The organism is Stappia sp. (assembly GCF_965276915.1).
GTDB lineage: Bacteria > Pseudomonadota > Alphaproteobacteria > Rhizobiales > Stappiaceae > Stappia.
The window spans coordinates 488,413-500,818 of the sequence record NZ_OZ255709.1; the positions used below are offsets into that span (position 1 = coordinate 488,413).

Sequence of the window (12,406 nt, forward strand, 5' to 3'; positions counted from 1 at the left end):
CTATCGGCGGGGCCCGTCTCCGCCGGCATCGCGCTCGCTGTCCAGCGTATGGCGCTGGATCAGCGGCAGCTGCGACAAGGTGAAGGCGATGGTGATCGGCATCACGCCGAACACCTTGAACGACACCCAGAAGTCGGTCGAGAAGCTGCGCCAGACCACTTCGTTGACCAGCGCCAGGAAGAAGAAGAACACGCCCCAGCGGAAGGTCAGCTTGCGCCAGCCCTCGTCATCGAGCCGGAAGACGCTGTCGAAGACATAGCCGAGCAGCGCCTTTCCGAAGAAAAGCCCGCCGAGCAGCACCGACCCGAACAGGATGTTGACGATGGTCGGCTTCAGCTTGATGAACAGCTCGTCATGCAGCCACAGGGTCAGCGCGCCGAAGACCAGCACGACGACGCCGGAAACGACCGGCATCACCGGCAGCCGGCGCGTCAACGCATAGGAGACGATCAGCGATACGCTGATCGCCACCATGAAGACGGCGGTGGCCAGGAAGATCGGGTCGCCGACCGAGGCAAGCACCGGAAACCGTTCGGCCAGCGCTTCGCCGCGCGCGTTGGCGAAGAAGAACAGGACGAGTGGCCCCAGCTCCAGCGCCAGTTTCAAAAGCGGCGCCAGTTCCTTGCGGTCGGCAGCGTTGGGACCGTGCTCGAATTCCATCAGGTGCCCGCTCCCTTGCCGGCGATTGCGTTGGCGAAGTCCTCGGCGGTGAAGGGTTCGAGATCCTCGACCCCCTCGCCGACGCCGATGAAGTGAACCGGCATCTTGTGCCGGGCGGCGATGGCGACAAGGATGCCGCCGCGCGCGGTGCCGTCGAGCTTGGTCATGACGAGGCCGGTGACGCCGGCCGTCCGGCCGAAGATCTCGACCTGGTTCATGGCATTCTGCCCGGTTGTCGCGTCCAGCGTCAAAAGCACGCTGTGCGGGGCGGAAGGATCGTGCTTGCGGATGACGCGCACCACCTTTTCCAGCTCCGCCATCAACTCGGCCCGGTTCTGCAGCCGTCCGGCCGTATCGATCATCAGCACGTCGCACTTCGCCTCGCGTGCCGCCTGCATCGCGTCGAAGACAAGGCCGGCGGCATCCGCGCCGGTGTCGCGCGCGATCACATCGGCGCCGGTGCGCGCGCCCCAGATCTTCAGCTGCTCGACGGCGGCCGCGCGGAACGTGTCGCCGGCGGCCAGCATCACCTTGCGCCCCTCCGCCGCGAACTTGGCGGAGAGCTTGCCGATGGTGGTGGTCTTGCCGGTGCCGTTGACGCCGACGACAAGGATCACATGCGGCGCGCGCGCGGCATCGATCGTCAGCGGCAGGGCAACGGGCGCCAGCACCTTGGCCACCTCTTCCGCCAGGATCCGCCGGACTTCGTTCGGTTCGATCTGCTTGTCGAAGCGGCCCTCGGCGATCCGTTCAGTGATCGTCATCGCCGTCTCGACACCGAGATCAGACTGGATCAACAGGTCCTCGAGCTCCTCCAGCGTCGCGGCGTCGAGCTTGCGCTTGGTGAAAAGCGAGGTGATGCCGCCGGTCAGCGTGGACGAGGAGCGCGACAGGCCGGCCGTCAGGCGCGACAGCCAGGAGCCGCGCGGTGCGTCCCCTGCGGCAGCGCTCGCCGGAATGTTGGCAGCCGGTTCGGTCTGCTCCGGTTCCGGTGACGGATCCTCCCGCGTCAGATCCGCTGACAGGCTCTCTTCCGGTGCCGGTTCGTCTTCAGCACCGGTCGCCGCAGGAGCGGCCTGCTCTTCGGAAAGCACGTCGGCGACAATCTCTACCGCCGCCTCGTCGGGCGTGACAACCGGCGTCTCGCCCGCGTCCGGCGCGTCCGGAGCCTTCTTCGCGGCCTCGTCCTGCGTTTCGGGGCGCGGGGGCTCGTCCCGTCCGCCGAAGAGGCGTCCGAGGAAGCCGCGCTTTTGCTCGCTCATGCCGTCATGCCGCCTGTCGATTGGTGATTTCGCCCAAGAGATGCCGCCCGGTATGACCGGCAATGCGCAGCGTGACAAGATCGCCCGCCCCCTTGTCCGGGAACCGCTCGGCGGCAAACTCGACCTGGGTGAACTGCTCGCTGCGCCCCAGCCCGTCGCGCTCGATCAGCACCCGCCGGGTCAGGCCGACTTCCGCTTCCAGATGGGCAAGAAGAGCGGCCTCGCCCTTGTCGCGCAGCCGCGCCGCGCGCTCCTTGACCAGTTGCCGGGGCAGTTGCGGCATGCGCGCCGCCGGCGTGCCCTTGCGCGGCGAGAAGGGGAAGACATGCAGATGCGTCAACCCGCACTCGTCGACGATGGCAAGGCTGTTGGCGAACATCTCCTCCGTCTCGGTCGGGAAGCCGGCGATGATGTCGGCGCCGAAGACGACATCGGGCCTGAGGCTGCGGACCTCCTCGCAGAAGCGGATCGTGTCGGCGCGCAGGTGCCGGCGCTTCATCCGCTTGAGGATCATGTCGTCGCCCGCCTGCAGGGAAAGATGCAGATGCGGCATCAGCCGTTCCTCATCGGCAATCGCCCGCATCAGGGCGGGATCGGCCTCGATCGAATCGATCGAGGAGAGCCGCAGCCGGTCGAGGCCGGGCACAAGCTTGAGGATCTTGGCAACGAGATCGCCGAGCTTTGGCGCGCCCGGCAGGTCGGCGCCGTAGCTGGTGATATCGACCCCGGTCAGCACCACTTCCCGGTAACCGTTGTCGACGAGCCGCGCGATCTGGTCGACGACCACGCCCATCGGCACCGAGCGGGAATTGCCGCGCCCGAAGGGGATGATGCAGAAGGTGCAGCGATGATCGCAGCCGTTCTGCACCTGCACGAAGGCACGCGCCCGGCCCTCGAGCCCGTCGATCAGGTGCGATGCCGTCTCGCGCACGCTCATGATGTCGTTGACGCGGACCTTCTCGGTTTCCTCGATGCCGAATTGCGCGACGCGGCCATAGGAGGCGCGCTCCAGCTTCTCGGCATTGCCGAGGACGAGATCGACCTCCTCCATGCCGGCGAAGGTCTCCGCCTCCGTCTGCGCCGCGCAGCCGGTGACGATGATGCGCGCATGCGGATTGTCGCGCCGCGCCTTGCGGATCGACTGGCGCGCCTGGCGCACGGCCTCCGCCGTCACCGCGCAGGTGTTGATCAGGATGGCGTCCTTGAGGCCCGCCTCCTCCGCCTCGCGCTTCATCACCTCGGACTCGTAGGCGTTGAGGCGGCAGCCGAATGTGACGACGTCGACGCTCACTTGACCACCTCGAGAACCGGACGGTCGCCGGGCGCCGTCTTCTCGAAGGCGAGCGTGTCGGGATCGAGCATGCCCTCGTATTCCACTTCCGTGTCGCCGGTCATCAGGATGTGGTTGTCGCTCTCGCGCCATTCGATGAGCAGCGGTCCGCCCGGAAGCTGCACGGTCACCTTGCGGCCCGTGCGCCGGTCGCGCGCGGCGGCGACGCCGACGGCACAGGCCGCCGTCCCGCAGGCCCGCGTCAGTCCGACGCCGCGTTCCCAGACCCGGACCTCGATCTCGTCGTCCGACAACACATGGGCAATCGAGATGTTGGCGCGCTCGGGAAACATCGGGTGGTTTTCCAGCATCGGCCCGATACGCGACATGTCATAGGCGTCGAGATCGCGCACCCAGAAGATCGCATGCGGATTGCCGACATTGACCACCGAGGGCGTGTGCAGGATCGGCGCGTCGATCGGCCCGATCTGCAACTCGATGGCGCGCGTGTCGTGGAACTCCTCGGCAAGCGGGATCTCGTGCCAGGCAAAGCGCGGCTCGCCCATGTCGACGGTCACCCTGTGCGCCATCCCGGTCGCCGCCGCCTTGAGCAGGCCGGCATTGGTCTCGATGGTGGCCGCGGCAAGCCCGCTCTCCTCCATCAAAAGGCGGCCGATGCAGCGCGTTGCGTTGCCGCAGGCGTCGACCTCGCTGCCGTCGCGATTGTGGATGCGCATGAAGGCATCCGCCCCGGCCGGGCTCTTCTCGACCGTGATCATCTGGTCGAAACCGATGCCGGTCTCGCGGTCGCCGATCTGGCGGATCGCCTCCGCGCCAAGCCGCACGGGTGCCTCGCGGGCGTCCCAGACAACGAAATCATTGCCGAGCCCGTTCATCTTCAGAAAGGGTATGTTGCGCTCGCTCATAGCGAAATTCGTCCATCTCGCCGGTCCGCGCCACAGTCGCGCGCGGACGGCCACTCGCGGGCGCGTCTCGCACGCCCTGCCGTTTCCCGACTATATGGCGGAAAAGCGCGCGCGGTTCCAGTGCCGCGCGCGCAATGCCGTTAGCAGGGAGCGGACGGAACCGCCCCAGGATGCCTCAGCGGGCGGCGCCCTCGCGAATGAACGTGCCGTTCTGCAGCTCGCTCACCGCCTGGACCAGCTCCTGCCGGGTGTTCATCACGATCGGTCCGTGCCAGGCGACGGGTTCGCGGATCGGCGCGCCGGAGATCAGCAGGAAGCGGATGCCGAGCGGCCCGGCGGTCACCGTCACCTCGTCGCCCGTCCCGAAACGCACCAGCGTCCGGTCGCCGCTCTCGTCACGGACATGCACCTCCTCGCCGTCGACCTCCTTCTCCAGCAGCACACCGGAGGGCCGCGAGGCATCGCGGAACGTTCCCGATCCCTCGAAGATATAGGCGAAGGCCTTGCGGTAGGTGTCGACCTTGAAGCGCTTCGTGCGCCCGGCCGGCACGAAGATGTCGAGATAGCTCGGGTCGGCGGCGATCCCGTCGACCGGGCCGCGCCTGCCCCAGAACTCGCCGCACACGACCCGCACATGGGTGCCGTCATCGTCGGTGATCTCCGGGATTTCGGCCGAGGGCACGTCCTGGTAGCGCGGACTGGTCATCTTCAGCGCCGAAGGCAGGTTGGCCCAGAGCTGGAAGCCGTGCATGCGGCCCGCAGCATCGCCCTGCGGCATCTCCTGGTGCATGATGCCGCTGCCGGCCGTCATCCATTGGATGTCGCCGGCGCCAAGCGAGCCCCGGTTGCCCAGGCTGTCGCCGTGATCGACGGTGCCGGCGAGCACATAGGTGATCGTCTCGATGCCGCGATGCGGGTGCCAGGGAAAGCCGGCCTCATAGTCCTCGGGCCGCTCGTTGCGGAAATCGTCGAACAGCAGGAACGGGTCGAGCGCAGTCGGGTCGCCGAAACCGAAGGCGCGGTGCAAATGCACGCCGGCGCCTTCCAGTGTCGGCTTGGCGGTTTCGAGATGGGTGACGGGTCTGACGGACATCTGTCTGCCTTTCTCTCGCGCATCACGCGAGCTTCCTTGAACATCCTGCTCCCAAGATAGGTGTGTTCGCACGGCGGACCAGACACCGCACACTGGACGCAGTGTTCAGCCAGGGATGAACAATCGGATCGCGGGTTTCCGTTGGTCGAACAGTTCGGCTCAACCGATCCGCATCGCGCTTCCCGGGCAGCAGCGGGCCAGCACGCTCTCCATGTCGCGGCGCGCCAGCGCCACGCAGCCCTCCGTCGGCGTGTAGCCGGGGCGCGCCAGGTGAAAGAAGATGGCGCTGCCCTTGCCTTTGACCGCCGGAAACAGGTTGCAGTCGAGCACCACGACGATGTCATAAAGAGGATCGTCCCGCCACAGCACCTCGTGCGAGGCATCGAAGGGCAGCGGCACCATGCGGTTGTAGCGTGCATGGCCGGGATCGTCGCACCAGCCTGCGGCGCGCGGCAGCGACGAAACCGGCAGGGCGGTGCGCGGACGCACGCCCCGGTCGGGGCGGTAATAGACATGCAGCAGGCGAAACGTTCCCGCCGGCGTCGCGCCGTCGCCTTCGCGCTTGGCGTGCGAGATTCCGCCGCGCCCGAGCGCGCACGCAAACGTGAGCTCCCCGGAGCGCAGCCAGCCGGAGGTGCGGCGCGCGGAAAGGGCCCCGACTTCCAGTTCCGGTGCCCTTTCGCGGCCCTGACCCGACAGAGCGGCAAGACGGGGGGCGAAAAGTTCAACGGACATCTAGGGTCTGGCCCCATTAAATTGGCGGACATGGTCGGAACGAATTTGTGCGGAGGCAAGGAGCAAGGCCGCGGGAAGGCTGAAGCCTTTCAAGGCCTTGCGACGCTGACGCCCGTGCAAATTCGCCCGATCCGAAGGACGTTCGATCTGACGGCGATCTGACGCGTCACAGCTCTCGACCGGGGCACCAACCCCGCTCTTCGAGCTTTTCCTGGCATCTCTTGTCATATCGAACGCCATCTTCGTCAATTTAATGGGTCCTGACCCTTGGGCTCTCCATCACCGGCGCATCAAGTGCGCGTGAGCAGATGTGTTGTCGGATTGACGTGAACTCGTCAATCCGTGCTCGCGCAATCGTGTCCGCTTGCTTAAGTGAGGAAAATCGCTTTGATTCCGAAGCAGTGTAGAGGAAAGGACCCGGCCATGAGCGCACGCAAGATCCTGATCGTGGACGATGACGACGATCTGCGGGAGGCCCTGGTGGAGCAGCTTTCGCTCTATGACGAGTTCGAGACCCAACAGGCGGCGACCGCGGCAAGCGGCATCCAGGCGGCCGAAGGCGGCCATGTCGACCTGTTGCTGATGGATGTCGGCCTGCCCGACATCGACGGGCGCGAGGCCGTCAAGCTGCTGCGCAAGAAAGGCTTCAAGGCGCCGATCATCATGCTGACCGGACACGACACCGACAGCGACACGATCCTCGGCCTGGAGGCCGGCGCCAACGATTATGTCGCCAAGCCGTTCAAGTTCGCGGTGCTGCTCGCCCGCTTGCGCGCCCATCTGCGCAGCCACGAGCAGAGCGAGGATGCAGTCTTCACGATCGGCCGGTTCTCCTTCCGTCCGGCACAGAAGCTGATGACCGACGACAAGGGCGGCAAGATCCGCCTGACCGAGAAGGAAACCTCGATCCTCAAGTTTCTCTACCGCGCGGGCGAGAAGCCGGTCACCCGCGACGTGCTGCTGACCAAGGTCTGGGGCTACAATTCCGGGGTCACGACGCACACGCTCGAAACCCATATCTACCGCCTGCGGCAAAAGGTGGAGCGCGACCCGTCCAACGCCGAATTGCTGGTGACGGAGGCCGGCGGCTACAAGCTTGTCCCCTGACCAGCGCACCCGCCGGGGACCGGAGGCTGTTTCGGGACTTGTGCAAATCGGCGGCTTCGGCGTAATGCTCAAGGCATGAGTCTTGCCCGGGACATGGATCTCCTGCGACAGGTGCCGCTGCTCTCCGAATTCCCGGACGAGCAGATGCGTCTGCTCGCCTTCTCCGCGGAGAACGTCTCCTATCGCGACGGAGAGGTGCTGTTCATCGCCGGCGAACGCGCCGACGCCGGGCTGGTGATCGCCTCCGGCTCGGTCGCGCTCGAGGGCGACGGCGAGGAGCGCGCGGACCTTGGCACCTACGGACCCGGCAGCCTGATCGGCGAGACGGCACTGCTGGTGGAGACGCGCCGGCCGGCCCGCGCGGTGGCTGTCGGTCCGACGGAAGTGATCCGCATCCGCCGGGCCCTGTTCAAGCGCATGCTGCAGGAATTCCCCGACATCGCCCGGCGCCTGTTCGAGGCGCGTGCCGCGCATTTCCGGGCGACCGCCGGGGCGCTTGCCCGGGTGGGCACGGTGCTCGAGCAGATCGAGCGCGAGCACCAGGCCTTTCGCGAGGACCGCCGCCGCGCCGGCGGCATCGGCGACGAGGGCAACTGAGCCGCCTCAGGCGAGGTTCAGCGTCACCGGAATATTGCCCCGCGTCGCATGCGAGTAGGGGCACACGACATGGGCCTTGTCGACCAGGGCCTGCGCCTCGGCCTTGTCCAGCCCCGGAACTGTGATGTTGAGCGTCACCGCGATCCCGAAACCCGTACCGTCGTCACGCGGGCCGATGCCCACATCGGCGGCGACCCTTGTCTCCTCCGACAGCTTCAGCTTCTGCTGGCCGGCGACGAACTTCATCGCTCCCAGGAAACAGGCCGAATAGCCGGCGGCGAAAAGCTGCTCGGGATTGGTGCCCTGGCCGCCGTCGCCGCCGAGCTCCTTGGGCGTCGACAGGGTCACGGCGAGCCGGCCGTCGTCGGACTTCGCGTCGCCGGTGCGTCCACCGGTTGCCGATCCGTGTGCGGTGTAGAGAATGGCCATCACGTTTTCCTTTCTCGCGTGGGACCCCCTTGCGGGATCCTGCTGATCGATGCAGGCGGCTCCGGGCCGCCGTCAATTACATAGTGTACAATTTAATTGCATGCAATATATTTATGAGCGATAATCCTTGACACGAACGGCCGCTGCCGCAAAGCAGTCTTCGCCCCCGGCAGCCGCGCGGCGGAGCGCCGCCACAAGGGTCGCCAGAAGGCCGCAGGAAGGGCCGCGGAAGAAACGGTACGCCAATGAACGACATCGAGACACCGGAACCGGCGGCAACCGCCCCGCACGACACGCAGGAGCTGCTGCTGTCGCGCCAGCTCTGCTTCGCACTGCATTCGACGACGCTGGCCCTCGGCCGCGTCTACCAGAAGGTGCTGGCGCCGCTCGGCCTCACTTACACGCAATATCTGGCGATGCTGGTCCTGTGGGAGCGCGACCGCCTCTCGGTCGGAGATCTCGGCGAGGCACTGCTTCTCGACAGCGGCACCCTGACGCCGCTGCTCAAGCGCCTCGAACAGGCCGGCCGTGTCCGCCGCGCGCGCGATCCGCGCGACGAGCGCCGGGTGCTGGTCGAACTGACGCCTTCAGGCCTTGCCCTGCGCCAGGAGGCGGCCGGCATCCCGGCGGCCATTTTCGCCGCCTGCGGTGGCTCCGGCGTCGATCTCGACCGGTTCAAGGCAGACCTTGAGGCGCTCAGGTCCGTGCTGACGACGAGCGGGGAAGAGCCCGTCTGATCTGCCCGGGCAAACGCCGCGCGAGCGGCACCGCGGCAAGCGCGAGCCCGCAGCCAAGCACCCACCAGGCGGGACGGATGGAAAAGCGGAAGTCGAGATTGGCGGCCAGCACCCGCTCCGCCGGAATGCCCGTCGCCAGCGCGTACCAGAGATACTCGATCCCCGCCGTGGCGAGGCCCGCCAGAACCGCGATCGCGGCGAGAACGACCGGCGAGGAGAGGCTGAAACCCCGTTTCCGCGCGACCCTGCAGCTCATCAGCGCCACATAGAACCCCGCCATCAGCGTTGCCTCGGTGACATCCGCCTTCGATTGCAGGAAGAAATGCACGGTGGCGAGAAACGCCAGGCCGTAGGTGAGCGCATGCAGCCGGTGCCAGTTCCGCCCCATCGTTCGGATGGCCCCGTCGGTCGAGGTGACGCCGAGGGCGACAAGCCCCAGGAGCGCCACGAAACCGATGGTCAGGTAGACGCGCAGCGCGATCTCGCTTGCCACTTTGGCAAGGTCGAACGCCTGGTCGACGGTGTAGAGCCCGAAATGCAGGACAGCATAGGCCGCCGCCGCGAGGCCGAGCATCCTGCGGATGCCGATCAGGCGGTTCCAGTCCGCGATCCGGCGAAGCGGCGTCACCACCAGCGACAGGAACAGGAAACGGATCGCCCAGGTACCGCTCTCGTGCAAGAGCACCGTCACGGGCTTTGCTCCGAGCGCGTCGGCAAACAGCCCGCCGCCAAGCCAGAGGCCGGGGGCCAGAACGACGACGAAGACCGCCAGCCCGAGCGGCGAGAACCGGCCGTTGCGCTCCCGCCAGGGGATATAGGCCCTGTATTCTCTCACCTGAAATCCGGATGCCTGCATCTGCCTGTCCATTCGCGTCTCGTCCGCTCATGTGGCGGGCGCCTGTCACCGGACAGATAGTCTTTTGCAAGCCGCAGGTCGCGGCACGCCTGTTCAAGCCTTGGTGAAGCGAATGTGCGCGGGGCTTGCGCCCTCCCGCTTGGCACCCGGGACGGCTGAGGAAATCGCGCACGGCCGCAAAAGAAAAGGCCGGCGAAACCGCCGACCTTCGTTTCTTGTGCGAGGGTGTTACGCCCAGGGACGGCTTTCCGCCGTGACCTTCTCGAAACGGTCGATCGACGGCGCCTTTTCCATGGTCAGGCCGATATCGTCGAGGCCGTTGATCAGGCAGTGCTTGCGGAACGGATCGACGTCGAAGGTGATCGTGCCGCCGTCGGGGCCGCGGATCTCCTGGGTCTCGAGATCGACCGTCAGCGTCGCGTTGGCGCCGCGCCGCGCGTCGTCCATCAGCTTCTCCAGGTCGTCCTCGGAAACGACGATCGGCAGGATGCCGTTCTTGAAGCAGTTGTTGTAGAAGATGTCGGCGAAGCTCGTGGCGATCACGCAGCGGATGCCGAAATCGAGCAGCGCCCAGGGCGCGTGCTCGCGGCTCGAGCCGCAGCCGAAATTGTCGCCGGCAACAAGAATGCTGGCGCCCTTGTAGGCCGGCTGGTTGAGCACGAAATCCGGGTTCTCCGACCCGTCGTCATTGGTGCGCATCTCGTGGAACAGGGCCGAGCCGAGGCCCGTGCGCTTGATCGTCTTCAGGAACTGCTTCGGGATGATCATGTCCGTGTCGATATTGATGATCGGCAGCGGTGCGGCGACACCCGTCAGCTTGTCGAACTTTTCCATTGTCTCTTCGGTCTCCTGCGAAAACGGGCGCGATCAGGCGGCGAGGCTGGTGGCAGCATCGACGCCGATCATCAGGTTGAGGTTCTGCACGGCGGCGCCCGAGGCGCCCTTGCCGAGATTGTCGTAGACGGCCATCAGCACGACCTGGGCACGCGCGTCGCTGCCGAACACATGCAGGCGCATGTGGTTGCTGCCGTTGAACGTCTCCGGATCGAGATCCGGCGCCTTGTCGGCGCCCGACAGCGGCGCGACATCGACGAAGGAGCGAGCGAGCGAGCGGAAGTGCTCATCGAGAACCGCATGGATCTCGGCGCCGGTCGGAACCCGTGCCAAGCCCTCGAGCCTGAGCGGCACCGCCGTCACCATGCCTTGCGCGAAATTGCCCACCGCCGGCACAAACACCGGCGTCGAGGCAAGTCCCGCATAGCGGGTCATCTCGGGCAGGTGCTTGTGGTTGAGGCTCAGCGCATAGGGCAGGAAGGCCGGCTTTTGCGCGCCAGCCGCCTCGTAGGTCTCGATCATCTGCCGGCCGCCGCCGGAATAGCCGGAAATGGCGTTCACGCTCACCGGATGATCCGCCGGCAGCAGGCCGGCATCGATCAGCGGACGCAACGATGCGATCACCCCTTGCGGATAGCAGCCCGGATTGGCGACGCGCTTCGAGGCGGCGATCGCCGCGCCCTGCCCGGCCGTCATCTCGGCAAAGCCGTAGTCCCAGCCCTCGGCGACCCGATGCGCGGTGGAAGCGTCGATCACGCGTGTCGTGCCGTTCTCGATCAGCGCCACGCTCTCGCGCGCCGCATCGTCCGGCAGGCACAGGATGGCGACATCGGCGCTGTTGAGCAGCTCGGCGCGCGCGCCAAGATCCTTGCGCCGCTCGGGCGCGATCGACAGGAGTTCGATGTCGCGGCGACGGGCGAGGCGCTCGCGGATCTGCAGACCCGTCGTGCCGGCTTCGCCGTCGATGAACACTTTCGCGACCATGGCTCCAACTCCAGATAGGATGGCAGCCGGGGAAATCCCCCGGCAAGGGGGGCTTTCTACACCACGTCAGGCCCTCTTGTCATGCCCCTCGGGAGGGGCGGCGGGCGCCGGTCCGTGCCCCGCTCAGCGCGCCATCGCGTGATATTCGGGATTGGGGCGCATGTCGGTTGCCGCCGCCACCCGGTTCGACATGTTGAAGAAGGCGGCGACCGAGGCGATGTCCCAGATGTCCCGCTCCGAGAACCCGGCATCGCGCAGCCCCTGGCGGTCTGTCTCGACGATCTCGTGCGGTGCCTCCGTCAGCTTGACCGAGAAGTCGAGCATCGCCCGGTGGCGGTCCGACAGGTCGGCGACGCGGTAGTTCATCACCATCAGCTCGCCAAGCTCGGGATCGCCGGAGATCTGGCGCACGGCCGCGCCATGGGCGGTCAGGCAGTAGTAGCAGCGGTTCACCGCCGACACCGCCACGGCGATCATCTCGCGTTCCAGCTTGGAAAGCCCGCTGTCGGCGAGCATCAGGTCGTTGTACATCTGCGTGAAGGCGGAAAGCTTCGCCTCGTTGAAGGCATAGGCGGCCAGCACGTTGGGCACCATGCCGAGCTTTTCCCGGCACTTGTCGAAATAGGCGAGCGTGGCATCGCCAAGCGGCGTCTCGTCCGCGATGTCGAGCGCAATCGGCCGTTTCGTATCGCTCATGTCATGCTCCTCCCTTAAGGGTTGCCGGCGCGCATCACTCCCGCACGGACCAACCCGAATACCGTGTATCCCGCCTCGGAAATGATTCCATCCCGTGCCATCTCGCTCTAGCATGCCGTGTTACCGGCGGCGACCGCGAGACGGTTCGCGGGAAAAAAGCGCGGCGGAAACAACGGAACCGGGCGGATGCGCTTGAGAACGATCGCGTATCGACAGACCC

14 protein-coding genes are annotated in these 12,406 nt (G+C 66.5%); 3 read left to right on the top strand and 11 right to left on the bottom strand.

What is annotated here, in order from left to right:
- From ACQY46_RS02245 to ACQY46_RS02270, 6 genes are all read right to left on the bottom strand, one after another.
- On the bottom strand, positions 1-660 hold the full coding sequence (locus tag ACQY46_RS02245) for a septation protein A (protein ID WP_428698696.1): 660 nt from the start codon (positions 658-660) through the stop codon (positions 1-3).
- Entirely contained in the window at positions 660-1,922 is a 1,263-nt protein-coding gene (gene ftsY / locus ACQY46_RS02250) for a signal recognition particle-docking protein FtsY (RefSeq protein ID WP_428698697.1), read from the bottom strand. The genes ACQY46_RS02245 and ftsY overlap by 1 nt, the downstream gene beginning before the upstream one ends.
- Before the next feature lie 4 nt (positions 1,923-1,926).
- A complete protein-coding gene (gene mtaB, locus ACQY46_RS02255) occupies positions 1,927-3,213 on the bottom strand; it encodes a tRNA (N(6)-L-threonylcarbamoyladenosine(37)-C(2))-methylthiotransferase MtaB (RefSeq protein ID WP_428698698.1) in 1,287 nt (428 codons plus the stop codon).
- A complete protein-coding gene (gene dapF, locus ACQY46_RS02260) occupies positions 3,210-4,118 on the bottom strand; it encodes a diaminopimelate epimerase (RefSeq protein ID WP_428698699.1) in 909 nt (302 codons plus the stop codon). Before dapF ends, mtaB begins: the two co-directional genes overlap by 4 nt.
- 175 nt (positions 4,119-4,293) lie before the next feature.
- Positions 4,294-5,211 (bottom strand): pirin family protein, encoded by a 918-nt coding sequence (locus ACQY46_RS02265; protein ID WP_428698700.1) that lies wholly within the window; start codon positions 5,209-5,211, stop codon positions 4,294-4,296.
- A 159-nt stretch (positions 5,212-5,370) separates the two neighbouring features.
- Positions 5,371-5,946, bottom strand: a complete 576-nt coding sequence (locus ACQY46_RS02270; protein ID WP_428698701.1) for a L,D-transpeptidase family protein — start codon at positions 5,944-5,946, stop codon at positions 5,371-5,373.
- Between the two features lie 423 nt (positions 5,947-6,369).
- Here ACQY46_RS02270 and ACQY46_RS02275 point away from each other — a divergent pair, with 423 nt between their 5' ends.
- Together ACQY46_RS02275 and ACQY46_RS02280 are read left to right on the top strand one after the other, a co-directional pair.
- Positions 6,370-7,053, top strand: a complete 684-nt coding sequence (locus tag ACQY46_RS02275; protein ID WP_306030808.1) for a response regulator transcription factor — start codon at positions 6,370-6,372, stop codon at positions 7,051-7,053.
- Between the two features lie 75 nt (positions 7,054-7,128).
- The gene (locus ACQY46_RS02280; RefSeq protein ID WP_428698702.1) at positions 7,129-7,650 is read left to right on the top strand and encodes a cyclic nucleotide-binding domain-containing protein; all 522 of its coding nucleotides are present in this window, start codon (positions 7,129-7,131) and stop codon (positions 7,648-7,650) included.
- 6 nt (positions 7,651-7,656) lie between these two features.
- Here ACQY46_RS02280 and ACQY46_RS02285 read toward each other — a convergent pair whose 3' ends face one another.
- Positions 7,657-8,079 carry an organic hydroperoxide resistance protein gene (locus ACQY46_RS02285; protein ID WP_428698703.1) on the bottom strand — a complete coding sequence of 141 codons (423 nt, stop codon included), beginning with the start codon at positions 8,077-8,079 and terminating at the stop codon, positions 7,657-7,659.
- Positions 8,080-8,324: 245 nt separating this feature from the next.
- On the opposite strand from ACQY46_RS02285, the gene ACQY46_RS02290 reads away from it, so the two are divergent.
- Positions 8,325-8,816: a MarR family winged helix-turn-helix transcriptional regulator gene (locus ACQY46_RS02290; protein ID WP_428698704.1), complete on the top strand. Its 492-nt coding sequence runs from the start codon at positions 8,325-8,327 to the stop codon at positions 8,814-8,816.
- Here ACQY46_RS02290 and ACQY46_RS02295 read toward each other — a convergent pair.
- The 4 genes from ACQY46_RS02295 to ACQY46_RS02310 all read right to left on the bottom strand — a co-directional run bounded on the left by ACQY46_RS02295 (position 8,776) and on the right by ACQY46_RS02310 (position 12,186).
- Entirely contained in the window at positions 8,776-9,684 is a 909-nt protein-coding gene (locus ACQY46_RS02295; protein ID WP_428698705.1) for a sulfite oxidase heme-binding subunit YedZ, read from the bottom strand. The genes ACQY46_RS02290 and ACQY46_RS02295 overlap by 41 nt on opposite strands.
- Positions 9,685-9,900: 216 nt before the next feature.
- A complete protein-coding gene (gene leuD / locus ACQY46_RS02300) occupies positions 9,901-10,506 on the bottom strand; it encodes a 3-isopropylmalate dehydratase small subunit (RefSeq protein WP_428698706.1) in 606 nt (201 codons plus the stop codon).
- Positions 10,507-10,539: 33 nt separating this feature from the next.
- Positions 10,540-11,490 (bottom strand): N-acetyl-gamma-glutamyl-phosphate reductase, encoded by a 951-nt coding sequence (gene argC / locus ACQY46_RS02305; protein ID WP_428698707.1) that lies wholly within the window; start codon positions 11,488-11,490, stop codon positions 10,540-10,542.
- 123 nt (positions 11,491-11,613) lie between these two features.
- Complete coding sequence (locus ACQY46_RS02310) at positions 11,614-12,186, bottom strand: peroxidase-related enzyme (protein WP_428698708.1); 573 nt, start codon at positions 12,184-12,186, stop codon at positions 11,614-11,616.
- Positions 12,187-12,406 lie beyond the last annotated feature (220 nt).